Raw genomic sequence first — 24671 nt, forward strand, 5'->3', positions numbered from 1 at the left:
AGCGGCTTTTGGAACAAAAGGTGCGCGGTAGGCACTTGAAGACACATACATAGAATATATAAATCAAAAATTAGAGGAGATTAATACATATGGGAAAAGTTGTAAGCAGAGTTGAAGAGAGAAAGAATGTTGAGGTTGAAGCCCAGAAAAACACAAAGCAGGTTTACATTAATTCGTTTGAGGCAGCGGATATTTATGCTAATGAATTATTTGGCAAAAAGTTAAAAGAAGAGTATTTGGGCTGTTTTCCTTATTCTCTGGAATTAATCAAACTTAGAAAACTTCGTATCAAAGTAAAAGTTGATAAGGATAATGGTAAAGAAAGAACGGATGACCTAATCAATGTGAAGTTTAAGTGGACTATTGATGATGGTGACAAACTCAAGGAAATATACGAGAGTAAAAAACAAGAAACAGAAGATCGAATTAAAGAATTAGAGCTATCGAAAACAAGTGAAAAAATTCTGAAGTCAGAAAAAGAATTATTATCCTATTTTGAAAATGTATTGAAGAAGGTTGATGACAATTTTGAAGGAATGAACGCATCAGATTTGAGAAAATATCTTTATGAAAATGGTTTCACTATTGGAAGAAAGCATTATGTCCACTATAAACGATCAGCGGCAAAGAGCAGGACAGGACAATGCTTATTCATCAATGATAAATTTGTTAAACCAATGATTGACTGGTCAAGAATGAATCTTTCCTTTGTCGAAGGTCAAGAGATTGATCTGGCTAGGCTGTTGAGCGCTGAATGTCTGGTCAGCACGAGCATTGAAAAAACAATCAAAATTGATCCTCATCATATTTTAATTATTGATGATTTACCTGATACGCTGAACACTATGGCAAATGTAGTTGAAATGAAAAATGGCAGTTTGACGGTTGATCGCAGAACGACGGACATTGAAAGTTGTCTGACCGATGGGGAAGCACTTCTCGATGCTGGAAAGTTTGAAGATGGACAGAGCATGATGCTTCTCAGACAACATATGTTTAAAGCAGCGGCATTTGCAACTAATTTACAGACATTCTTCGAAGACATTTACAAAAAAAGAGAAATGGTTATTCCCTATGATGAATGGGAAACTGAGAATATGTTTCATGAAACGATCCCTGTCAAAAACATTGAAATGGTTGTCACACCAAGTTGCTGTAAGTTCTTGAGGTTCGCTTATCTCAAGGAAAGTAAAAAGGAAATGTGGCATTACTGGGTTAATCTCGTGGATAAGAATGAACATCAGATTTTTGGAGTATGTAAGCATGAGAAGCCAAGTAAGCTAGGCTATGATACGGGTAATCATATATTGCAACAGACAAGTTACCAGATGATTAACAGCATGAAGATGAAGTCTGAAGATATGGATGACATTCTGAAATATGAATTAAATTATATCGACAAATTAAAGAATGATAGTAATACTTTTTTGAAGTATCTCGAAGAAACAAAGAATGATGTTAACTCTAATGAAATGATTGTTAATATTTGCAACAGAAATTTAAATTTTATTTGCACAGATATTTTCCGTAAGTTTAAAGCGAAACAAATACACAACTATGTGAAAAATGTGAGAAGAGGAAAAGTAAAGTTGCATGGAGATTACTGTGTACTTTTCGGAAATTGTTTATCATATCTCTTTGCGACAGTAGATGAGTTGCCGGAAGATGAATTAATCGGCAATCAGATTTATACAAAGTTGTTTGATGATGGTAAGGAACTTGTCGGCTTCCGGAATCCTAACACTTCGCCAAGTAACATTTTAGTCGCAAGAAATACTTATAAGAAAAGAATTAATCGTTATTTTGAATTGTCTCCAAATGTTGTTTGTGTGAATACCCGGCAGTTTCCAATACAAAGAATTTTGTCAGGGTCGGACTACGATAGTGACAGTATTGTTCTTTTTGACAATGATTGCCTTCTTAATGTTGCACATCGAACTTGGAAGAAAGAAGAATATCCTGTTTGTGTCAATGGAATAACAGATGGAGAGCCAAGAAAGTATAGATTGATAACCGATGATATGTTTAAAATTGACAATCAATTGAGCGTCAGTCAGTATTTAATCGGTCAGATTGTTAACGCTGGTCAGCTTGTCATGAGTAAATATTGGGATCTCGGAGGAAAAGGCAAAGGGTTAAATGATGGAATTGCCATTGCAACAATTCTAAGTGAGGTGGCAATTGATCTGGCGAAGAAATATTATAATATTGATTTTGGCACCGAGATCAAGAAACTAAAAAAATTAAGCGGATTCGGACATGAGCTACCTATATTCTGGAAATACAGAGGCAAGAAGAATAGCAAGAAAGATACATACAACGATGAAATAAAATGTCCGATGAATTTCCTTGAAAAAAAATTGGATGAGATTAAGAACGCTGAAAAGAAAATGAACATTGATTTGTTTGACTTGGTTGATTCGATGAGTGTTAGAAATTCGAACAACCAGCAAATTAGCCGATTAGAAGAAATTATGGATGACCAGAACAAGAAAATCAATGAATTGAAAAGCGAAATTGAAGGAAAAAGCGATGATGATGAAGAAACAATTGAAAACAAAGAAAAGCAGATGAGAATTATTAATGGTAATTTGAAGAAGATTAGTCGGATGAAAATTGCAAAGGAAACGATGATTAACATACTTAAAAGAGCGAGTGATGGTGAGTTAGACGCTAGGGTATCAGTGCTTAATGCGATTTATAAGAATGATAAGGAAACGTTTATAGAATGTTTTAATGAAAAAGTTCCGCAAACTAAAATTTTATAATGATTATAAACTGAAAATATCGTATTAATTGAATGTGGCAAGTATTCCTATATGGATATGATATTTTTATTTAATTTTTAAAATCAAATACATAAACTGAAAAAATAAATGATATCGGGCGATAGTCCCGATTTTTTTATAGACAGGAGATGAAGAAGATGAAGCATGAAGAAATTGATCAATTGTATATGAAGAAGAGAAGAAAAAAAATAACAAATAATCAATGTGCTGAAGCATGTGGGTGTACGGCATCAATGATTAGTTATTATTTTAATCACAAACATAAAATGTCAGAGCCAAAACAGGACAAATTAAAAAAATTTATTGAAGAATATCCGGAATATGCCATTTTTAAAGTGGCAGTTAAGAGTAAGGACTAATGGACTTGTCGTTTATGCGAGTAGCGACGTTAAATAATTATTCGCCCTGCGATTTTAAACTTCCTCCAAAGTTTAATTTCATGGTCGGCAGACGGTTTAATTACCTCGACTGCGATCCTTCCGACCATCCATTATAAATAAAAGGGCATCGCGCTTCGACAAGACGTTAATTTTTATTAATTTCTTGCGTATGTATAATCTCCATAATGTATTTTGACATGCAGTTAGCCGCTGCGTGTCTTTTATTTTTGAGTTATATAGATGTTTTGAATGACTGAAAGGGATTCAAAAGGATGGAAAAAGAAAAGATATTTAGTATCAAGGATTACAAAGAAAAGAAATTAAGTAATTTTATTGGGGAATTAATTGATAAAGAACCAGTGGTTGCCATGGAATGTGGAGATGGCACTTGGATTCACCGTTTTTTGCCAATGCAAGAAGTCCTTTATTGTAAAAAAGAAATTGAAGAAAATGGTGCTGTAGGTTACACGGACAAGGAAGGCGACACGCATAGCATTATTGATGTTTATGTAGCTTGTGGTAGTAGATTTGTTAGCATAATTCATGATGAAAAGGGGACTGATTAATACATGTATGATGATCGAGATAAAGATGTCAGGAATTATCGTAAAGCCATCTATTATGATGGCATTCACCGCTATGAAAATGGTGAGAGGGAGAAGTCATTAAGTGAATTAACTTTAAGAGAATTTGACCACATTTGTTATGGTGCATGTTACTCGGCAAATAAGCAATTGTTGTCCGCGATCATGCCAAGGCTTAAAGAAATCGAAGAAAAAGAATCTACACTTTTTAAAATGATTGATAATCTGTTGGAAGACAATCGTGAAATTTACAAACAGCTTGAAGGCGTTAAGGCAAAGCTGACCGGCGGAATTGAAAAAAGATAAGGAGTGAACAGCATGGATGAAAAGACAAATGAAAAGTTGGCAAAGGTAAAAAACACAGTGGTTAACAATGTGAGTCATACGACAAAAAATAATAATCTAACTCATTATCGAAACAATGACAAGATAAGATGGACAGAGTTAAGACTTAAGTATCTAGATTCGCTTCTTCAGATCAATATCGAAAAATCGAACATTAACGTTGATGAAGATATTAATAAACTTATTAATAAATTGAATGAGTCATTGATTGATGAAAAATGAGCCGCGGGATTGTTGTCACGCTGGAATTTAGAATACATAAGCCCAGGAATGTGTCAATGATGAGTGTTTATGACTCATTATGCGAAGTTGTCCCTAATCGAATATTAATTCAAATGATTGATACATATGAGATTAAAATAAAATTCAGATTGACGCGTGGGCAAAATTTGAATTTTATTTATCATAGCATTGTAGATTGTTTGATCGGAAAATATCGGATAAAAATATTGTAATAAGGATGATATGGCTATGGCTGTTAAGGCAAAGAGTAAAAAAAGTAATAAGAAAGATGACACTGAATATTTTGTGATGTTGAATGTGAGAGGGCAACTTATTCCAACATACCTGACTAAAGATAAAATTGTTGGGGATGTTTATAAACTCAGCGAGGACACATATGTTTATGAAAAAGATCGCGAAGGTGATATTAAACAGATTCTCGATCTTGTAGCATTGGATGAAAAGATCGAACCAGTTTCACTGACAACACTTGCTGAACAAGTTGAAGCTGATGATGAATTTGAAAAAACTGTAGATAAGCTGTTGAAAAATTCAAGGATAAGATAAGTGATGGAAAAGTTAAAGAGAATGATAAGTGATCAAAGGTTGTCAGCGTTTGAATGGACAAAGTTTGTGATGGTGCAAAGTTGCGAAGTCGGATTCTTTGCGATGATTTTCGCAGCGCAATTTTTAAAATGAAGCAAGGCGGAGTAAAAGGAGATTAAACCTGAAACAGTTTCAAAAATGATGATGATGAAAAAGAGGAGAATGATAAAAATGATTTATTGTGTTGATGAAAGTGGAATTGTGGCAAGGGTAAGAATTGGAATGGAAATGGTTGGCGAATATCAAAGAAGTCGTAAAAGATTACAGTTTAGGCGAAATTGAAGGAATTAAAAAGAATGATAAGATTTATTGTTGCTGGAATAATCTTATGAGACGTACATATTTAAGCGATAAATATAAGAATTGGGAACGGTACAAAGGTTGTACAGTAGCACAGGAATGGCATACATACAGCAATTTTCGTAATTGGTATCTAGAGAATTATTATAAAGTACCTGGTCATAAAATGGAATTAGATAAAGACATCCTCGTTAAAGGTAATAAATGCTATTCCCCGTCTACATGTATTTTTGTACCCCATGAAATTAATTCACTTTTCACAAGCAATTCAAAGTTTAGAGGTTCGTTTCCAATTGGTGTAAATAAACACAAGGATAAATTTATGGCACAAATAAACGGTAAAGGCTGCATTGGTGTATTTAATACACCCGAAGAAGCGTTTCAAGCTTATAAAGTGGCTAAGGAAAAGCGGATTAAGGAAGTTGCTGATAAATATAGGGAATGGATACCTGATCGGGTTTATCAGGCAATGATTAATTGGAAAGTAAAAATTGATGATTGAATAAGCAGGAAAAATATCCTATTTTATTGAATTAAGTCATATAACAAATTGGGAGATGGGAAAGATGGATTTAACAACTCAACTAAAAAAAGTCGAAAAACAAATTAATGATAATTTAAAAAATGTGAACATTGAAGATTTATTTAATGATGAGTTTATTAAACAACACACGGATTTTTCTTCATATGACGAGTTTAAAAAAGAAGCGGCTAAGAGTTATACTGCAAAGAAAATTAAAGAATTAGGATATTAATTTACATTTAATGTAGGCATCCTCTAAATAAGGATGCTTTTATTATGCCTAAATTTAGGAAAATGAAAAGGGGAAAAGAGAAATGTTAAGGAAAGAACTCAAGAATATTAAAGAAGAATTGGAAGAAATTAAAAATAAAATTAATACAGATCCGATTATCGTGAGTAAAATCGATGTTGGAAAAGAAGATATAATCGTATTAAAAATTTATGGACTAGTAGATGAATATGAAAGAAATTTAATTAGAGAAAAATTACAGACGTATTTTCCAGATAATAAAATTCTTATTATTGATCGTTCGGTTAATGGCCTAGAAGTCATTAAAAAAGCGGTAGCTGAAATGAAGGTAGAAATATAATGGATAAAGAAAAACTTGCAAGTATGATAGTACATATTTCACTTGATGATTTTATGTTTCAAGAACAATTGGAAAAATGTAAAAAAGATTATAAAGAATTAATTGATGGAATTAAAGATGGGTCGCTAGTTAAAATTAAAATCGGCTGTGAAGGGACAAAGAATAATGAATGAACAAAAGTTTCCCATGTCTAAAAATAAGAAGGTGAATAAAATAACTGATGCTTGAGTATGTAACATTAAACTTTAATGGTAAAAGTTCGTCTGATTTTGGTATTGTTTGTGCAAATGGGACAGGCAACAGCCAGTTTCAGGATATATTCGTTGCTAACAAAACAATCAATGAAGACACTAACGATCAGCAACCTATCCCCTATTTTAAATACGTGAGTAAAGCCCCTCTTGATTTACCTCCAATCAACTTATTTTGGACAAACGGATTTAATGAAGAAGGATTACAGCTCGTTAAGCAATGGTTGAATAAAGATACATATAGTGAATTTTATTTTGAAGAATATCCTATCCGGCATTATTTTGGGATTATGTATGCTGATGGAACACTAACTCACAATGGATCTGGTGAAGGTTTTGCGACTGTTAAGATTCGTTGTAATGGGCCATATGCCTATTCACCAATGATCACAGATTATCATGAAATCCCAGATGAAGGAAAGTTCATTGAAATCAATAATAAGGGCGATTATAAATTTTGTCCGTACATTAAGTTAACCAAAACTGGCGATGGTGATTTTTCTATTTTGAATTATAACGATGGTGGGAGTCAGTGTATTTTTGTAGGGTTAAAAGATGGTGAAACACTCACCATTGATGGAGAAAATGAGATCATTGAATCTGATCTACCTAATACATACCGTTATGATAATCATAATGACATATTCCTTAAATTGAAATTAGGGGTTAATCGTTTATTTGTAAATGGAACATGCAAGATGAAAATGTTTTATCGATATATTTACATGTGATACGAAGGATTGGTTTTAATGAAATTAGTGCATCAATGTAATTATTCCAGTTGCCACAAGTTAATCCCACAAAATCAGCGGTATTGTCCAATACATAAGAAGTACGAAGTTAAGCAGAAGCAAGAATGGAATAAGACATACAACAAGACAAGATATGAGAAGAATTCCTTAACGGCCAATTACCATACATCGGCTTGGAGAAAATTACGTGAAGCGGTATTGGCAAGGGATAATCATCTTTGCCAGGAATGTTTAAGACAAGGATATGTTAAACCGGCTAGTCATGTTGACCATGTTGAACCGGCTGTTGAAAGGCTGGATTTATTTTGGCAAATGGATAATTTACAAAGCCTTTGTCCTTCATGCCATACAAAGAAAACAATTGAAGAACAAAGGATAAAAAAACAAGGACAGAAAAAATGGGCCAATAAAAAAGGTGGATTAAAAAATGAGTGAAGATAAGACATTAACGATTGTTTATACAGAACCAAAAATCAATGATGAAAATAAAGACAGTATCTTATATTATATTGATGGAAAGAAACTCAATGGACAGATTACAGTTAACCATTTTAAGAATAAGAAATTAGTTTTTAATAACGGTGAACCCATTGAGATAGTGGACAAAGTGGTTAGAGTACTAGGATACAACCAAGATGAATTAATGGACGTGTTCGTTGTATGTGACTATGGTACGACATCTCAATATAAATTAACGAGACAGGAACTAATCGACTTAGTTAATAGTAGTGATCATGATACTTATAGTGGCAATCATGTGTACGTGATCGATAAAGGTAATAACCTTGTTAGTGGTAATAAGTACATTAACTTTATGAATAAATAAATGAAAATAAAAATGAAAATTAAAAAACAAAATTAAATTTGAAAAATAATTTTGGAAAATTTTTCTGAAATCAAAAACGGAAAATTGTTTTTGGAAAAATTTTAAATGGAAATTTGAAATAAAAGTTTGAAATGAATATGAAAAACAGTTTTTATTGAACAAACTAAATCAATTTGAAAAGTCGGCTGATAATCTCAAAAAACATTGTGGTTATCGGCTTTTTACGATGTCCCCGCCTACCTGAATTATATTGGGCAACGAGTCGTGGGGGTTTCGTCTGTAAAATTTCCTGTTTGTAAAAGATTTTTACTTTATTGGGGAAGGATTTGATTAAATTGAGTGCAAACGCTGGCTCGAACAACGGGGGAGGAAGAAAACTTAAAGCGATTAATGGGTTAAATTCGCATATCTCAAATGCCGAAAAAGCGCAACGTGAAAAGGCTGAGAAAGAAATGGACAAGTTTCCTGAACTCAGTGATAAACCGCCAGCTTACCTTGACAGTTTGGCAAAAAGAGTCTGGAAAGAGTTAGCCCCGCAGATTAAAAAGTTACCTATCAAAGACTTAGACAGCGGTATTTTCGAACAATATTGCAATTTTTATCAACATTATGTTGATGCGGAAAAGGATATTAAGAAAAATGGCTTTAAGACAGAAGACGGAAGCAAATTGTCACCAAGTTTCCGTGTAATGAAGGATTCAGCAGATAGTATGAGAAAATGTGCATCGGAACTAGGTCTCACGGTTGATTCAAGGCTTCGATTATTAATCCCAAACAAGGATGACGAAAATAGGGAAAGTCTGTTTGATGTGTTTGGAAGTGGCAAGTAATGGATGCAGGTAACAGATATTGTCATGATGTGCTTTCAGGAAAAATTGTCGCATGTGAAAAGATTAAAAAAGCCTGTCAGCGACATTTGAACGATTTAGAACATGTACGAACAAAGGATTTCCCTTATTACTATGATGAAGAGATTGTTAAAAAGGTTTTGCAATTTATCAGCATTGTTCCAGACGTTGATAAGGGTGTTCCTATTGAGTTAATGCCGTTTCAAAAATGGATTCTTGCTATGTTGTTCGGCTGGCGTAGGACAGACGGCGGCAAGCGGTGGCGTAATGGGTTTATATCAATGGCCCGTACCAATAGTAAGACTCAGATTGCAAGCTGGCTCTGTATATATGACTTTCTGTTTGGTACGCCAAAGAATAACCGGCAAATTATCTGTGCTAGTAACTCAATGGATCAGGCAGATAGACTATTCTCTTATTGCTGGAATAGCCTTGACCGGCTAGGTAATCAATTTGATGAGATTGAAAAAATTGTCGATCTTAAATACAACGAAATAACTATAAAGAGTCAGGGTTCTTTCATTCGTAAAGTCTCGGAAGATACAAAAGGCGTAGACTCAATTCATTCAACCTTTTGCGATTTTGACGAAGGACACCAGGCAAAGACTCGTTCCTTAATTTCTCGACTCCAATCAGGCATGGTTGCCAATGATGAAGCACTACTCTTGCAAACTTCTACAGCCGGTGTAGACCCGAAAGTTCCCCTATACGATGATTATGTGATGCTCTCTAAAGTCCTCGATGGTAAGATCAGAATGGATGATTATTTCGTTGCCATATGGGAACAAGACTCCGAAAAAGAAATGAATAATCCTGACACTTGGGAAAAATCAAACCCTCTTATGGCTTATCCTCAGAAGAAAAAATCTCTCACAAAAGGTATTATCTCCGAACGTGACAAAGCAATCGCTCAGAAAAATGTTAATGCCTTTCTTGTTAAAAATCTCAACTTGTGGCGACAGGCTTCTGAAGAATCCATGATTAATGTCAATGATTGGAATGAAACGGTGATTGATAAGCCGTTTGATATTGATGAACAAGATGTATATATCGGGATTGACTTAAGCAAGAGCAATGATACAACGGCAATCGGCTTTGTCTATCCTTTTGTTGATCATGAAGATGGGAAAAATAAATTCTATATTGACTCTCATAGTTTTATCGCAACTCGATATGGCGGGATTGAAGAAGTTGAAAAGACTCACCAGTTACCCTATCGCAGACTTGAAGATGAAGGCTATTGCGATATTACACGCCTTGAGACAGGGATCATAGACATTGATTTCGTGTATGAGTGGCTCTGCAATTATATTGATGATCATGATTTAAACGTGAAAGCAATTTGTTATGATGATTGGAATTTTAATCCGCTTATTGCCAAGATTGAGCGGGATCATCAGGATTGGACACTTGTCGGTATAAGACAGGGCACCAAAACACTGAACACACCGACACGAGAGATGAGGATGCAGATTTACGATAAGAAAATTTTGCACAACGAAAATCCTATTCTCAGAGCGAGCTTTCTGAATGCGATTTTGCTTGAAGACAATAACGGCTTGAAAGTGGACAAGAAAAAGAATGCAAATAAAATTGACTGTGTAGACGCCGTGATTGACGCATTTACACAAGGGTATTTGTATTTTGATGGATCAGATGAAGATGATGACGGATTGCCTAATCTGACAGACGAACAATGGAATGAGTATTTCAAAACTCAAATTGGATTCTAAAAAAGGGAGGTAGTGGCAATCAAACTAAACTTGAATTCTCCAATTAAATTCATTTGGAATAATATTCATTCAATATTATTCCTGTTGGGATTAGGAATCTTAGTGTTTACAGTGTTCCTAATTAATACAATCGCCGGACTGTTTACATTGTCGGGCGTTTTAATTTTGCTTGGCTTATTGATTAACAATATCCCAACAGGAGGGAGGTAAAAAATGTAAATGTTCTTCGGTAAAAGAGGGGAAAAACGATCCCTCAATCTTGGTTCTGGTGCAAACAATGTCCAACTTGTCATGCAAAATGGACAACTTGTGCCAATTGCTTCTGGTGTAAATGCAACTGCTGCTATACAAAACTCTGATGTCTATGCCGTGATTGACCGAATTAGTTCTGATGTTGCCACAGCAGCATTTAAAACTAACATCCCCGATCCAAACTTAAATTATCTGCTTTCAGTAAATCCAAGTCCTATCTTTTCTCCATATAACTTTTGGCAAACTGTTTTAGTAAACCTTCTGCTAAATGGTAACTCCTTTGTGCTAATTTGGCGAGACCCTATAACGAATCAACCCACAAAATTAGAGATTCTTATTAACATGGAAGTCAATGTCTTAATGACGGATGACTCTCAGCAACTTTTTTATGATATTCGATTCTTTGATGATCGACCAGATACTTTAGTCGCCTCGCAAGATATGCTTCACTTCAGGTTACTCTCCGCAAATACAACCACTCAATTGATGGTACTCGGTACTTCACCACTCATGAGTTTATCCAAAGAAGTTGAGATTCAGAATCAAACTAACAACTTAACCCTAACTTCCTTAGCCAAATCCATCAATCCTAGCGGAATTCTGACAGTCAATAAAGGCTTACCAGGAAAAGCCGAAAAGGAAAACATTCGTAGAGAATTTGAAGCTGCAAATTCAGGAACAAACGCCGGAAGGCCTTTAGTTCTAGACAATTTAACAACGTATAAATCCGTTGCCATTGATAGTAATGTTCTGAATCTACTACAAGGAACGGATTGGACAAGACAACAGATAGCAAAAGCGTTTGGACTTCCCAGTGATTTACTTCAAATGGAGTCAGAACACAGCAACATTCAACAAATCATGACGTATTATGCTGCTTGTTTAAATCGATACATGCAGCCAATCACGAGCGAAATTACAAATAAACTAGCTACTCTTCCAGGTGAGATAGTCGCACTCGATGTAAGTTCTATTACTGATCCGGACAATTCAGCTATCGAGACCAGGATGGCTAATTTGGTTAAAAACGGAGTTATTACAAGTGATCAGGCGCTTGCCATTCTCTCAAAGAAAGGAGGGTGGTAAGAGTATGCAAGATATGGAAAAAAGAACCTTTTCCCAAGAGTTTGATATTAGGGCCAGTGATGATACTGGTGGGCATGTGATTTCAGGTTATGCAATTGTCTTCAATCAACCGTCTGAGGACATTGGATTTATCGAAACGGTAGACCCTAAAGCTTTAGATGGCGTGGATATGAGCAAAGTCTTCTGCTTGTACAATCACGATTTCAGCAATGTATTAGCCCGAACGGACACTAAGACGCTGACTCTAAAAGTGGATGATAAAGGATTGGCATTTACCTGTGCTATTCCTAACACATCACTTGGTGCCGATGTGTTCGAGAACATACAGAATGGGAACGTTCAGGGGTGTTCATTTGGATTTACAGTAGCAGATGATCAATTTGATACTGATGACCAAGGGAACACAACAAGACGAATCTTGAAACTTGATGAACTCTTTGAAATATCGCTGACCTGTATTCCGGCTTATCCGGAAACGAGTGTTCAGGCACAACGATCATATGAACGTTACAGGCGCTCTCAGCAAATGGAGCGCCTTAAATTATGGCTTTATTTAACAGAAAAATTAGAAAAGGATGAATAACAATAATGACTATCCAGGAAAAAATTGCAAACAAAAAGAAAGAACTTGCAGAGAAACGTGCAGAACTTAAGAAGAGAATTAAAGAATCTCGCGCAGCAGTAGCAGGGGATGACTCTTCTTTATCTGCTGATGACATTCAGAAAATCCAAAAACAGATTACAATCATTGAAAACGACTGCAAACAGTGTGCTGCGGATTTGGACGCACTTGAACAGATCAGCCCACTTCTTCAAGATCCCGATGAACCTGATAATACCGACAGCGATATGGATAATGCTCAGACGGATTCTGCTGATCCTACCGATTCTACAGCCCAAACTTCTACGAATGGACAGGCTCCTGCACATAATAAAGCTGCTGGAGTCATTCCTGCTGGCAAACAAAGTAATAGTAGAATTATTACTGCTGAGGAAAGAGGAATTATCCTTCCGATGCATAATGTAAAAAATGCGGAACGCAGAAGCTTAGGACATGTACGTTCTTTTGAATCATACGTCAGATCTAAGGGAGAACGTCGTGATGTAGGTCTGGCCTTTGATGCATCCTACGGCGCGATTGTTCCTACAGAATACCTGAACGCAACCGATCAGCCGCTTCCTCCGAATAGTTTGGCTCCACTTGTTAATAAAGTTGCAGTCAAAGAACCTCACGGGTTTGCACCTATTTTCAAACGTCAGACACTTGGCATGACTGTTGTATCACCACTTCAGCCAAACGCTGTTACCGCAAATCCTGCCATTTACCCAGTTGAATATCAGGTACAAACCTATCGTCAACAATTGAACGTTTCTCAGGAAATGATTGACGACACCAATGTGGATATTACGGGGAAAATTGCAGACTACATAAACGAACAGAAGTACCTTACAGAACAATATGCAATCGGTCACTTAATGGTCGCTGGCGATGATACAACAGTCGTTACACCTGTAGCAATCTCCGTATCTAAAGGAACGGCTGGCTATCAACTTGACCTAGTTGATCAGATTAAGGAACAGTTTAACGTTAAATTAAACATTGCTTACACAAATCGTGTATTCGTTGCAACTCAGAGTGCTTTCCAGATTCTCGATACGTTGAGAGACAACTATGGACGTTACCTTGTACAGCAAAGTATTACGGATGCTTCAAGTAAAACGATGTTTGGCGTTCCATTGGTTATTGTCCAAGACGTTGCGATGGGCGCTCAGGGTGAAGCCCATCTGTGGCTTGGCGATCCGAAAATGTTCTGCCTTTATGCACATAAGGCTGATACGACAGCTCGTTGGTTCGCTGGGTATAATTATGAACTTCAGCTTTATGCGTTCTATCGCGCAGACTTCCGTGTAGCTGACCCTGATGCTGGTATCTCTATGACACTTGCTATTACCGTCTGATAGGAGGTAATGCTTTATGCCGCTCACGGTTGACACATTAAAGTCGCAACTTCGTATTGACAGCACAGATGATGATGCATTTATCAGCGAACTTCTTGCTGAAGCACAAGATTACATAATCCATTCCGTTGATTCAACGCAAGACATATCTGTTTATGAAACTCATCTTATGTTTGACCGTGCCTGTGCTTTGCTTGTCGGACATTGGTATTTCAATAGACAGCAATCATATACAGCCTCAAGAATGCTTCCTCTCGATATTCCATTCGGTGTCACTGAAATTATCAGCATGTTACGTGGAATTATGATCATTACGCCTGATCCTACAACTACTTCAACGGGTGGTGGTTTCTAATGGCATTAGCAAATGATCCTTCACGTTTAAATAAACGGATAAGTTTCGGGACGACAATTCCATCAAATAACATTGGCGAAATTGCTGTGAGTCACGATGATTCTAATTTTCAAGATTCCTTTTCTGTTTGGTGTGGAATCTGGAATCGTAGTCTTGCGGAAAAATTTCAAGTAATTGGTACGGAACATCAGGACGACATCACAGTAATCATTCGTCATAATCCTAATGTGAATCAATCATTGTTAGCTCAATTAGATAGTGTGACTTACCGAGTGATTGACGTAGCGCCTGATGATACACCAAACCCAGTGACTTTTGATTTGGTAACGATTAAGAAGGTGACACAATGAGTAACAACAATATTCAGATTGATGGACTCGATGAACTGTTCAGTCAATTGGATAAGATTAACATTTCCGATACTGTCAGGAAAGAAGCCATTGGTGAGGCTGCCGATATCTATGGCAACATCTTAATTTCTAATACTCCTGTCAGCGATAAGGATAAGAAAAACCATTTGCGAGATGACGTTACATATAAAAAGAATCAATATCCTGATGGTAGTGTAGATGTGGGCTTCTCAAAATATGGTTGGTATTACCGATTCGTCAACAATGGGACAAAGAGTATGCCAGGGAAACATTTTATGGAACACTCTCTTGATGAAGCCCAACCAAAGATGCAGGAAGCGATTATCAATAGGATCATGGAAGGTGATTAATTATGCTGCAATCATTTGAAGTTCAGCAAGCATTAATTAATCTTCCTCAGCTAACGGCCATTGTTCCTGCCAGTCATATATTCTGTTATGCAGTTCCCGAAGAATTTCAAAAAGTTACGGATCAACCCGTTATCAGAATTGATGATATCCGAGGCTTATATAACAAGTTTGCGAGTAATCATGCCTATGGAGCTTATCGGACGGTTGAGATTCAGGGATGGTTTAATAGCAAAGATGTTGTTCGTGCGGATAAAGTTCGTAGACTTGTAAACACTGCATGTGAAAGTATTGCTTATTACAACTCATATGATGGTGGCTTTAACATTGATCCGAACACTGCTGAATTAATGTTTACAACACAATACACCAAGGATTCTGTTGTCGAGGACGATGGAATGTCTTGATTATATAAATTAATAATTTTATCTGAGGGGACTGTCATTTGGCAGTCTCTATTTATTTTGTTTTTTAAACAGTAAAAATGAAAGGATTTGAAAATATATGTTAGTCGGTTTTGAATCTGCTCGCATCGGTGTAATGACCGAAGGGACAGAGAAATTTACATCAGCTAATATTTTTACCATTGATAAATCATCTGGTCGTACAATTGGAGCCAATATTCAGGGGCTAAACAGTACGCCAACAACACTTTGGGGATCCAATACGCCAAAGCAAATCCGTGGTGTCGGAACAGGTAATGTTACTTTGACCTTAGCTGCTGAAGATGTTCCTGAAGAAGTCATTGGCGCTATTACAGGAGCTGTCAAGGATGCAAATGGTATTTGGACAATTGGACGAGATACTAAGCCTCCGTTTTCGGCAATTGAAATTGTTTCTAGTGATGGGAACAATCCAGTCTACTTGGCGTTACTAAAGGGAACTTTTGGATTTCCCGATGCTAACCCGCAGACCAATCAGCAGAATCAAACGATTCAGACAGATTCCCTTACATTTACCGGCACAAGTCGAGATTCGGACTATCGTGTTTTTGCAAAGGGTTTTGAATCTGATCCAAGTTTTCAAAAAGCAGCGTGGGATGCCTTTGTTTTCCCTTTTAATTATGCGGCCGTAACGTCAATTGCCGTTGCGCCTACAACCGTATCGCTCGCAGTTGGTGGGACTCAGCAATTGACTCCTACAATTTTGCCGGTTGACGCAAATCAAGCAGTTACTTACTCAACTTCGGATGCATCGAAGGCTACGGTAACTGGTAACGGATTAGTAACTGGTGTTGCAATTGGATCAGCAACAATCACAGTTAAATCAAATGAAGATCCAAGCAAGACAGCTACAGTTTCAGTAACCGTTGCTTAATCAATTGAAACACAAGGGTTAGTTAGTTTTAAACGGCTAACTAACCCTTTTTTTATTTTATTTATAAATGGAGGACTAAAAATGACAGTACGAATTAAAATTTCAGGAAAAGAATATGCAGTAAAAGAAAGCATCAGAAATGTAAAAAGGACTTATAAGATACAACAAATGTTTCTTAAACTCGGTTCAAAAGTGAATATTGATGGAGAAAATGCAACCCCCAAACAAATTGAAGAAGCAATTAGCGCAAACGTCGATAGTTTCGACGATATCATGAATTACATTGCAGATGTCATCAATGATAAAAGATTAACGGTAGATTTTATGGAAGATAATTTGACGACTGAAGAATTGACTCAGGTGATGACGGAGCTTATTAATGGAATTCTGCATATTGAAGAAAAGGATGAAGAAGTGAAGCAAGTAAAAAAGTTAGCATCGGCGAAGCGCTCAAAGGCTTGAACGATCTTCGCCGAGGACTCATGAAAGAAAATGGCTGGACTTTGGAACAGGTTGATGATCAAGACTATTACGAGTTGAATGATTTGTTCTCAGACCATAATCCTGAAAATATGGAATCTCTGAATAATGTTCTAAAAAGAATTTAGAAGGGAGGTTAATCAATGCCAATTGGAAATGCAAAAGCACTTGCTAGTCTTGTCGTACATGTAGGGTTGGATAATCAGCAGATGACTCAAGGTTTATCTGCCATGAAAAACTCTGTTAGTGCTGCCACCTCTGAATGGCGCGCACAGTTTTCTGTTATGCAAAAACTCGGTGATACGGTTGGAGCTTACCAAGCGAAATACGACGGATTAACAAAGAGCATTCAAGCGCAGAAAAATTTAATTGATTCTCAGAAACAGCAACTTGCAGACATGGGAAATAGAACTGAACAAAACGCTTCTGCCTATGACAAACTCACATCTCAAATTAACAATAATGTTAAGAGCATGGCCGCACAAATCGCTGAACAAGAAAAAACCAAACAGATGTGGGATTATCAAAAATCGGGGATTCAAGATAATAAGAATCAATTATCTTTGCTTCAGCGTGAAATGGAATCCACTATTAAAATGTATCAAGCCCAAGGTAATGAACAGGAAGCAAACCGAGTCAAGTCTAAGGGTCTTCAGGATCAATTGAATAATATGAATTCAACCTATGCCAAAGAACAGGACATGCTTTCCAAAATAGCTGAAGAGTCGGGAAAAGATTCAAGCGCCTATCGAGAACAAACAATTCGCATGAATGAACTGGCTACGCAAATTGCTCATACTCAATCTGAATATGATAATCTTGGAAAACAATCCATAACTCTTTCTGATCGTCTAGGCAAAGTTCGCGAGTCTGCTCTGTCTGCTAAAAGTGTATTTATGGGTTCATTTCTTGGTGGATTAGCAAGTAATGTTGCCACAGCAGCATTTGGAAAAATTGAATCGGGAATCAAATCGGTTGTTGCCGCAGGTACAGCAGAGGATAAAACACTTGCCGGAATACAGTTTCAGTGGACAAGCCTCATGAAGTCGGCTAGTCAAGGCCAGGAAATGACTAAGGTCATAGATGACATGCACATGAAGACAAATTATAGCCTTGGCACAGTTTCCGCATTATCTAAAACGATGTTTGCGCTGACGAAAAATAAACAGGGTATGCAAGACTTGGCGATGTCGATTATGGAAGTTGGACGAGCTAAAGGACTTGATGACAGTCAGCTCCTTAATATTTCTAAACGTCTTCAACAGGTCGGTGTCAATGGTCGAATAACTTACGCTGATGTTGCCAAGATGACAAAAACTCTGCCTGGATTCAGTGCGGCGATGGCAACGGAAATGGGCGTATCACAGTCAAAACTCGTTGAACTTGGTAAGCAGGGGAAGATAACGAGTAAAGACTTTCAGGACACTATGATCTCTATGGGTAAGTCTAATGCCCAATCTTTGGACACTTTTAATAAGACAGGTGCTGGATTACAGCTATCCATGAAAAATACATGGGCTAGTCTCGCTGGCGATATCATGAAGCCGATCACAACCACGAACAAACAGGGATTAACTGATCTAACTAAGACTTTGCAAAGTCCAGAAATAAAAACAGCGGCCACTGATTTGGGTAAGGGAATTAGTCAGGCTATGTCGATGGCTTCTGTTGAATTAAGTAAATTTGTAGGCTTTATCAATAGTCATAAATCGCAAATCAGTGCGGATCTCAATGCAGTTAAGGATACTGTGAAAACAACCTGGGAAGTTGCCAAACCTGTTTTTGATTTTCTTATCAGTCATCCAAACGTATTAGCACCTGTTGCAGTCGGCCTTGTTGGATGGAAGACAGGTTTGTTACCAATAGGTAAATTGTTGAGTGATACGGGTAAAGCCATTACGGGAACAAGCAATGCAATAAAGTATCTTGGGACTGAAGGGACTGTTGGTAATAAGGCTCTCTTGGGAATTGGAAACAGTCTTAAAACGATTGGCAAGGCTTCTGTAACGGGTGTATCAAAGGGTATTTCAACCATTGGATCGGCTGCTAAAACATCTGCAAGTTTCATAGGAAGTATGTCAGTGAGTTTAGTTAAATCATTGGCAAATCAAGCTAAAGTTCTTGCGTTTGCGGCTGCACAGAAAGCTGCTGCTGTAGCATCAACCGCTTGGTCTGTCGCTCAAAAAGCATTAAATATGGCAATGAACGCTAACCCGATTGCTAAGGTAATTACTGTTGTGACAGCTTTAACTGCTGCTGCTATTTATTCATACAATCACTTTAAGACGTTCCGTGATGTGGTCAATACCGTATGGGCTTTCGTCAAAGATATGTTTCAAGCTTCCGTTAACTTTTGTATTAAAGCTTTCCAGTCAATGTCTAAAACCTTTGGTTCAATTTGGTCTGTAATTAGCGACACATTTAACAATTACATAAAATATATCCGATCTATCGTTACCTTATTTTCAGATTTCTTTACTGGACGTTGGGGAAAACTTTGGGGCGATGTTCAGAATATTGCTGGCGCTGGATGGAATCTTATCAGTGGTGCGTTTAAGGGTGGATTCAATCTATTAAACAACTTAACAGGTGGGATGCTCGGCAACATGTGGAATTCTGTAACCTCTGTCGGTGGTAAGATTATTGATTTCTTTAAAGCTCTTCCTGGTAATATGGCCGATGGTATTAAGGCAGGGGCGAAAGCATTAGGTAACGCTGGCATCTTTATCGGAAACCAATTGATCGATGGCGTTCAAAATGTTGTCAATGGCGTGATTGATGGAGTCGACTGGTTACTTGGAAAGATCAGTATGCCCAAAATTGACCATGTTAACTTTCCGAATATCCCCTATTTTGCAAATGGTACAGTGGATAGTATGGGTCGATTTGTGCAGGACTCGGTTGTCCATGTTGGTGATGGTGGTAAACCTGAACTCATTAAACATGCTGATGGTACGATTGAGAAAACTCCGGCTAAGGACACACTCGTCATTGTAAAGAAGGGTGATTCAATACTTGGTGGGGATAAGACAGAACAATTATTGAAATCTGGTCTTCTCAAGTTTGCATCGGGTTCATGGCTAGGGTCAGCGGTAGATTTCATAAAGGGTGGATGGAATGCACTAACAACGGCTGGATCGGATATCTGGTCAGCCATGACTCATCCCACACAATTATTGAATACTGTTGTGAATCAATTCGCGGGTTCTGCTATGGGCAAGTTAAGTGGAACAGTCGCAGATGTGGCAACAGGAATTGTAAAAACGGTCGTCAAAGGTGCAGGAGATTGGCTGTCTAAACAGTTCAATGGTGATAATCCTGGTGGCTCAGGTGTTCAGAGATGGAAACCTGATGTCATTAAAGCCTTGCAGATGAACGGATTATCAACCTCATCTGATATGGTTAATAAAGTGTTAAAACAGATTCAAACTGAATCAGGCGGTAATCCTAACGCGATTCAGCACGGATACACCGATATTAACACCATTACAGGCAACTTAGCTGAAGGTTTGATGCAGGTTATTCCTCCGACCTTTGCACAGTATCATTTGCCAGGTCACAACAATATTATGAATGGTTTTGACAATCTATTGGCTGCTTTAAACTATGCGAAGAATCGTTACGGATCTAGTTTATATTATTTAGGTCAGGGACATGGATATGCGAATGGTGGACTGGTCACAACAGCACAGGTGGCTAATATTGCTGAAGGTAACAATCCTGAAATGATCATTCCTCTAACCAATCAAAACCGTGCGATACAATTAATGTATCAAACGCTCGATTATTTGAAGGGTAAGAATGGATCAAATTCATCAGGATCAAACAATAATCCTGTAACGGTTACAAATCACATCAATCTTCCAGCGATAAATATTAATGTAACTGGTAATATGGATAGGAATTCAGCGAAAGATGCTGCAAATCAGTTCTTTGCACAAGTAAATAATAAATTAAAACAACAGGGGGTTTCTCTTAATTAAAAAGGCATCATCCATTAATTTGGGTGATGTCTTTTTTTTGTTAATTGATTTTCTTATAAAATTCTTGTGGTGATAAACAGACTATTTTATTTCCTTCGTTTGTCCATTTATCAAATTGACGGATAACAAAAATGTCTAATTGGTTTTCATCGTCGTCAAAAGTCATAGTAAATAACTGTAACGGATGGCCTTGATAATTCAATATATCTTCTTTAATCTCATCATCCGCATAAAAATATACGTCTCCATTTTCCCCTTCATCAATGAAATCTTTGCTGTCAATTGTTCCCCTTAGATCGATCCATTCGCCATCAACTTTTGTTTTGATAAAGAAAAATCTGAATATCAGCATTCACATCAATCCATTCTCTTTCAATGCAGCTTTTACTACATTATTAACGAAAACTGATTTACTGACATTTAGCTTACCACTAGCTTTTAATCTGTCTAGAGCAACAGAGACATCAGGATCAAAATAAATACCAGTTAATTTTTTTTCGTTTTTCTTCTGTGGTCGATCAGATACCATTGATTTTACAATGCTATTACTATCATTTTCATTATTATCTACATTAACTTCTTCATTAATGTTTTCATTATTATCCTCATTAGCGACATTGCCGAAACTTGCCAAAGTTGCTTTCTTTCGTTGTGTCATACATTAACAGCCTCCTTAACCTCATTATACAGGTTAATATAAGTGTTAACAATATCATTATTTTTATTCTCTTTAACTAAGGTTGCGGGTAAGCCATCAAAAGCCACAGCAGAGGCAAAACGGATGGATCTTGGTATAACTGTATCAAACATCCTAATATGCTTATGATCGCAGTATTTACGGCATTGATCCAAGATATTAGTATGAAGGTTCGTCCGATTATTCACCAAGGTTCCGACGACACCTAAGATGTCTAAACGTGGATTATGCGCTTGTTTAAATTCATTGATGGCATCCAACATCTTAATAAGGGAACGCATAGAGAAGGATTCAGGTTGAAAAGGAATAAGCACTTCATCTGCAAATGACAGAACGTTACCGCTGACCAACCCAAGGTTTGGCGGTGAATCCAGAAAGATCACATCATAATCATTTACAGTGTCTTTAAGCAAATCTCTTAATAGGTAGAACGGTTTCGGGTATTTATCTAGGTTGGTTAAGATTTCAAATTCAAGCATAGACAAGGAATCATTCGAAGGAAGTATATCAATGTTATCCGTGACATGTTCGATGGCATAGCGTGGATCAACTTCATCAACTAATACATCAAATAGAGTATTGTCAAACTGATCAGGATTCTTGTTAAAGGAAAGCGACACATTGGCTTGATTATCACAGTCAATGATCAAGACACGTTGTCCATGTTGTGAGGCTATCCCGGCTAGGTTTGTAACAGTTGTTGTTTTCAATACGCCACCTTTATTATTAGCAACAGCAATAACGATACACATAATATCATCTCCATTAATATTAGCTTTTATATTAATATAATAGATCAAAAATAATGATATATCAATACAAATGTTAATATTAATGTAAATGATACTAATCCTGCTTGTTCAGGTAATATTCAATCTGATTATAGATCCACTCAGCAGCAACGCTCTTATGATATTTCACATGAATCAGTTGTCCTCTAATGTATACATCATATTCAAACCAACTTTTCCGAGTCATTCGGATATGGTGATCGAATATGTCATCTTTATTCTTTCTCATAGCTGCAACAACTCGGTGAATGGCTTCATCAATATATTTAATGTATTCCTCTTTGAATTTTGGATTTGATGCAATAATGATTTTTCTATCATGATTAAGCGCTAAACGGATAGCTGGAAGGAATATAAAATGATCGATAATTTGTTTTTCAATTTTGGATAGTTCTTTATTTGATTGCATTGATTCGTCCATTTTTATCACCCGAGAATATTATAAGCGAATATATGTTCTATATTCAAGGTGAAAAAATAACCATTCAGAGATAGAATGATTAGGATTAAAATAACTTAAATTTGCTATTGCGAACTATAATTTATCACCACAATTTACCTGTCTTGCATTCCTTCAAATACTGCAAATGAATTCCGATATGCCCTATACCAAGAATAGTAATTGCGATAATAAGCCAAATAACCCTTCCATAGATACCTAATAGCAGAAATGCCATTACTGGCAAACTTGCTCCTGGTACTGGAATTCCTAAGAAACTTCCATAAAAATCTTTTAGAGAATGTTTACTGTTAAAGTACCGTATCCAGCTAATTTCATAAATAATCATCAAGATAAAAGATACAATTAGCCACAAACTCCATAAGGAAAACGGTTTAAGATTATAATCATTGAAAATTACTGAAACGCAAGTAACCAACACCTGGCCCACACGTTCAAATGCCAATAAAACCTTATTTTCATTTGAAACGACAGCATCATAGCCTGTCGGTTTATACTTTACCCAGAGAATATTGGGAATGAACAGCATCAGTAGATAAATGCAGCCCACATATGAAAATCCAAAATGTCCTAACATGTTGCCCGCCTCCCCAAATACATCTTGTGTTGTAGTTTTCGTCTACTGTTCATTGCTATCAAGATTAATGATTTCTCTTATATCCTCAATATCCAACTTCTCTGCGATCTTTTCAATATGTTCAAATTGGATACGTTGACGCTTTCCATTTGCCAATTCAGATAAGGTTGCTCTTCTTATGTCTACTTTTTCTGCTAATTCGCTTATCGATGATACATTTGCTTTTTGTTTTAAATGTTCGATTTGAAATTTAACGTTTTTCAACTTAATCACTCCAAAGGGTTGACTGTACTTTTTTAAGTACGTTATAATGTTGTTGTACTTAAAAGAGTACAACAGTATTATACCACAATTTGGAGGAAGTGATCACATGGTTGTTAAAACGGGTGAATGGAAAAAGTTAACCAAGAAGCAAAGATATTTGATGATCATTGGCCTGTACACGATGCAACATGAAAAAACAATCAAATAATTTTCAACTGTTAGAAATCGGTTGACTTCATGAATATCCAGAATTATACTGTTAGAGTAAGTTAATCAACTAACTAGACGATCTCAAACCAATAAATGTTCATATAAATTGGAAACAAAATTTGTGAGTTGTGGTTCAAAAATCCCTTTAAATCAACGTTCCCTGTTCGGCTACACGATATCGATATCAAAAGCAAAACCAACGAACAGCGAATTCATCGCCATGGTTGCTGACAAGCTCAGGATTGAGAACCGGGCGGATGAAGTCGAACGCAGCGGCGTTTTTCACTGAAATGAAGGGATTTTTTCAAAAAGGATATTGTTGGAATCCACACCCGATTAACCAACAAACATTGGAATTTTCCACCACCAAACCCACAAATATTTCTTCCTTATTCATATGAACACCTTCAATTTATTGGATTGAGAAATTCAGTAAAAAGGAGGTGTTTTATATTTGAAGGACTCCGATTTCTACATTGAAAATTTCATGTTGTATGGCACGTCAAAAACCTTTCCAAAAAAAATTGATGTCTTATGAGCAAGCTATTAAAGCCGCTTTGCGGGTATACATAACAATTTTTCACTTGCAATCTGTCATATTTTTACTAAAATAAGATTACAACATTTTTGGCAGAGTAGATGACTGCGGGTCACGTGCCCGGGGGACGGGGAGTTGTCCCCGGGACGAAAAGCAACCGCTTGCCGTGCAGTCGTCGCATCCCGCTGCCGCATTCTGGAGCGCATCCTCCTCTATGTGGCAAGAGTGCCAATTT

Annotated in this window: 32 protein-coding genes, 1 pseudogene and 1 riboswitch; of the genes and pseudogenes, 27 read left to right on the forward strand and 6 right to left on the reverse strand. The window is 36.7% G+C overall.

Going from position 1 to position 24671, the window contains the following annotated elements; all coding sequences use genetic code 11:
- Positions 1–89: 89 nt before the first annotated feature.
- The 26 genes from IEX81_RS10020 to IEX81_RS10145 all read left to right on the forward strand — a co-directional run bounded on the left by IEX81_RS10020 (position 90) and on the right by IEX81_RS10145 (position 20899).
- On the forward strand, positions 90–2768 hold the full coding sequence (locus IEX81_RS10020) for a coiled-coil domain-containing protein (RefSeq protein ID WP_188802942.1): 2679 nt from the start codon (positions 90–92) through the stop codon (positions 2766–2768).
- Between the two features lie 158 nt (positions 2769–2926).
- Positions 2927–3148 (forward strand): helix-turn-helix domain-containing protein, encoded by a 222-nt coding sequence (locus IEX81_RS10025; protein WP_188802943.1) that lies wholly within the window; start codon positions 2927–2929, stop codon positions 3146–3148.
- 293 nt (positions 3149–3441) lie between these two features.
- Positions 3442–3735, forward strand: a complete 294-nt coding sequence (locus IEX81_RS10030; protein ID WP_188802944.1) for a hypothetical protein — start codon at positions 3442–3444, stop codon at positions 3733–3735.
- A gap of 3 nt (positions 3736–3738) precedes the next feature.
- The gene (locus tag IEX81_RS10035) at positions 3739–4059 is read left to right on the forward strand and encodes a hypothetical protein (protein WP_188802945.1); all 321 of its coding nucleotides are present in this window, start codon (positions 3739–3741) and stop codon (positions 4057–4059) included.
- A 12-nt stretch (positions 4060–4071) separates the two neighbouring features.
- A complete protein-coding gene (locus IEX81_RS10040) occupies positions 4072–4320 on the forward strand; it encodes a hypothetical protein (RefSeq protein ID WP_188802946.1) in 249 nt (82 codons plus the stop codon).
- A 249-nt stretch (positions 4321–4569) separates the two neighbouring features.
- Complete coding sequence (locus IEX81_RS10045; RefSeq protein WP_188802947.1) at positions 4570–4887, forward strand: hypothetical protein; 318 nt, start codon at positions 4570–4572, stop codon at positions 4885–4887.
- Positions 4888–5143: 256 nt separating this feature from the next.
- Positions 5144–5728: a hypothetical protein gene (locus IEX81_RS10050; protein WP_188802948.1), complete on the forward strand. Its 585-nt coding sequence runs from the start codon at positions 5144–5146 to the stop codon at positions 5726–5728.
- Positions 5729–5792: 64 nt separating this feature from the next.
- Positions 5793–5981 carry a hypothetical protein gene (locus tag IEX81_RS10055; protein ID WP_188802949.1) on the forward strand — a complete coding sequence of 63 codons (189 nt, stop codon included), beginning with the start codon at positions 5793–5795 and terminating at the stop codon, positions 5979–5981.
- A gap of 82 nt (positions 5982–6063) precedes the next feature.
- Positions 6064–6339: a hypothetical protein gene (locus IEX81_RS10060; RefSeq protein ID WP_188802950.1), complete on the forward strand. Its 276-nt coding sequence runs from the start codon at positions 6064–6066 to the stop codon at positions 6337–6339.
- On the forward strand, positions 6339–6512 hold the full coding sequence (locus IEX81_RS10065; RefSeq protein WP_188802951.1) for a hypothetical protein: 174 nt from the start codon (positions 6339–6341) through the stop codon (positions 6510–6512). The genes IEX81_RS10060 and IEX81_RS10065 overlap by 1 nt, the downstream gene beginning before the upstream one ends.
- Positions 6513–6559: 47 nt before the next feature.
- Positions 6560–7321 carry a phage tail domain-containing protein gene (locus tag IEX81_RS10070; protein ID WP_188802952.1) on the forward strand — a complete coding sequence of 254 codons (762 nt, stop codon included), beginning with the start codon at positions 6560–6562 and terminating at the stop codon, positions 7319–7321.
- A gap of 18 nt (positions 7322–7339) precedes the next feature.
- The gene (locus IEX81_RS10075) at positions 7340–7777 is read left to right on the forward strand and encodes an HNH endonuclease (RefSeq protein WP_188802953.1); all 438 of its coding nucleotides are present in this window, start codon (positions 7340–7342) and stop codon (positions 7775–7777) included.
- On the forward strand, positions 7770–8168 hold the full coding sequence (locus tag IEX81_RS10080) for a hypothetical protein (RefSeq protein WP_188802954.1): 399 nt from the start codon (positions 7770–7772) through the stop codon (positions 8166–8168). The genes IEX81_RS10075 and IEX81_RS10080 overlap by 8 nt, the downstream gene beginning before the upstream one ends.
- A 335-nt stretch (positions 8169–8503) precedes the next feature.
- Positions 8504–8998 (forward strand): phage terminase small subunit P27 family, encoded by a 495-nt coding sequence (locus tag IEX81_RS10085; RefSeq protein WP_188802955.1) that lies wholly within the window; start codon positions 8504–8506, stop codon positions 8996–8998.
- On the forward strand, positions 8998–10749 hold the full coding sequence (locus IEX81_RS10090; RefSeq protein WP_188802956.1) for a terminase large subunit: 1752 nt from the start codon (positions 8998–9000) through the stop codon (positions 10747–10749). The genes IEX81_RS10085 and IEX81_RS10090 overlap by 1 nt, the downstream gene beginning before the upstream one ends.
- 12 nt (positions 10750–10761) lie before the next feature.
- Positions 10762–10959 (forward strand): DUF1056 family protein, encoded by a 198-nt coding sequence (locus tag IEX81_RS16860; RefSeq protein ID WP_188802957.1) that lies wholly within the window; start codon positions 10762–10764, stop codon positions 10957–10959.
- A gap of 9 nt (positions 10960–10968) precedes the next feature.
- Complete coding sequence (locus IEX81_RS10100) at positions 10969–12087, forward strand: phage portal protein (RefSeq protein ID WP_188802958.1); 1119 nt, start codon at positions 10969–10971, stop codon at positions 12085–12087.
- Positions 12088–12091: 4 nt separating this feature from the next.
- The gene (locus IEX81_RS10105; protein ID WP_188802959.1) at positions 12092–12670 is read left to right on the forward strand and encodes an HK97 family phage prohead protease; all 579 of its coding nucleotides are present in this window, start codon (positions 12092–12094) and stop codon (positions 12668–12670) included.
- Positions 12671–12675: 5 nt separating this feature from the next.
- A complete protein-coding gene (locus IEX81_RS10110) occupies positions 12676–14046 on the forward strand; it encodes a phage major capsid protein (protein ID WP_188802960.1) in 1371 nt (456 codons plus the stop codon).
- Positions 14047–14062: 16 nt separating this feature from the next.
- On the forward strand, positions 14063–14401 hold the full coding sequence (locus IEX81_RS10115) for a head-tail connector protein (protein WP_188802961.1): 339 nt from the start codon (positions 14063–14065) through the stop codon (positions 14399–14401).
- Complete coding sequence (locus IEX81_RS10120) at positions 14401–14751, forward strand: phage head closure protein (RefSeq protein ID WP_188802962.1); 351 nt, start codon at positions 14401–14403, stop codon at positions 14749–14751. The genes IEX81_RS10115 and IEX81_RS10120 overlap by 1 nt, the downstream gene beginning before the upstream one ends.
- Entirely contained in the window at positions 14748–15122 is a 375-nt protein-coding gene (locus tag IEX81_RS10125) for an HK97-gp10 family putative phage morphogenesis protein (protein WP_188802963.1), read from the forward strand. Before IEX81_RS10120 ends, IEX81_RS10125 begins: the two co-directional genes overlap by 4 nt.
- Positions 15123–15124: 2 nt before the next feature.
- Positions 15125–15526, forward strand: a complete 402-nt coding sequence (locus IEX81_RS10130; RefSeq protein WP_188802964.1) for a hypothetical protein — start codon at positions 15125–15127, stop codon at positions 15524–15526.
- 97 nt (positions 15527–15623) lie between these two features.
- Positions 15624–16436 carry a major tail protein gene (locus IEX81_RS10135; RefSeq protein ID WP_188802965.1) on the forward strand — a complete coding sequence of 271 codons (813 nt, stop codon included), beginning with the start codon at positions 15624–15626 and terminating at the stop codon, positions 16434–16436.
- Between the two features lie 81 nt (positions 16437–16517).
- Positions 16518–16898 (forward strand): phage tail assembly chaperone G, encoded by a 381-nt coding sequence (gene gpG, locus IEX81_RS10140; protein WP_188802966.1) that lies wholly within the window; start codon positions 16518–16520, stop codon positions 16896–16898.
- A gap of 161 nt (positions 16899–17059) precedes the next feature.
- The gene (locus IEX81_RS10145) at positions 17060–20899 is read left to right on the forward strand and encodes a tape measure protein (protein ID WP_188802967.1); all 3840 of its coding nucleotides are present in this window, start codon (positions 17060–17062) and stop codon (positions 20897–20899) included.
- A 40-nt stretch (positions 20900–20939) separates the two neighbouring features.
- Here the strand turns inward: IEX81_RS10145 and IEX81_RS10150 are convergent, their stop codons facing one another.
- The 6 genes from IEX81_RS10150 to IEX81_RS10175 form a co-directional block, all read right to left on the reverse strand.
- Positions 20940–21251 carry a hypothetical protein gene (locus IEX81_RS10150; RefSeq protein WP_188802968.1) on the reverse strand — a complete coding sequence of 104 codons (312 nt, stop codon included), beginning with the start codon at positions 21249–21251 and terminating at the stop codon, positions 20940–20942.
- Positions 21252–21557, reverse strand: coding sequence for a hypothetical protein (locus IEX81_RS10155; RefSeq protein ID WP_188802969.1), 306 nt, complete (start codon positions 21555–21557; stop codon positions 21252–21254).
- Positions 21554–22348, reverse strand: coding sequence for a ParA family protein (locus IEX81_RS10160; protein ID WP_188802970.1), 795 nt, complete (start codon positions 22346–22348; stop codon positions 21554–21556). The genes IEX81_RS10155 and IEX81_RS10160 overlap by 4 nt, the downstream gene beginning before the upstream one ends.
- A 94-nt stretch (positions 22349–22442) precedes the next feature.
- A complete protein-coding gene (locus IEX81_RS10165) occupies positions 22443–22808 on the reverse strand; it encodes a YhjD family protein (RefSeq protein WP_188802971.1) in 366 nt (121 codons plus the stop codon).
- 124 nt (positions 22809–22932) lie between these two features.
- Complete coding sequence (locus IEX81_RS10170; RefSeq protein ID WP_188802972.1) at positions 22933–23424, reverse strand: hypothetical protein; 492 nt, start codon at positions 23422–23424, stop codon at positions 22933–22935.
- A 42-nt stretch (positions 23425–23466) separates the two neighbouring features.
- On the reverse strand, positions 23467–23688 hold the full coding sequence (locus tag IEX81_RS10175) for a helix-turn-helix domain-containing protein (protein ID WP_188802973.1): 222 nt from the start codon (positions 23686–23688) through the stop codon (positions 23467–23469).
- A 367-nt stretch (positions 23689–24055) separates the two neighbouring features.
- On the opposite strand from IEX81_RS10175, the pseudogene IEX81_RS10180 reads away from it, so the two are divergent.
- Positions 24056–24187 (forward strand): annotated as a pseudogene (locus IEX81_RS10180) (sporulation initiation factor Spo0A C-terminal domain-containing protein); the annotation flags it as partial.
- A 340-nt stretch (positions 24188–24527) separates the two neighbouring features.
- Positions 24528–24626, forward strand: a riboswitch (THF riboswitch).
- Positions 24627–24671: the final 45 nt, after the last annotated feature.

It is taken from the genome of Sporolactobacillus putidus (genome assembly GCF_014647035.1).
GTDB lineage: Bacteria > Bacillota > Bacilli > Bacillales > Sporolactobacillaceae > Sporolactobacillus > Sporolactobacillus putidus.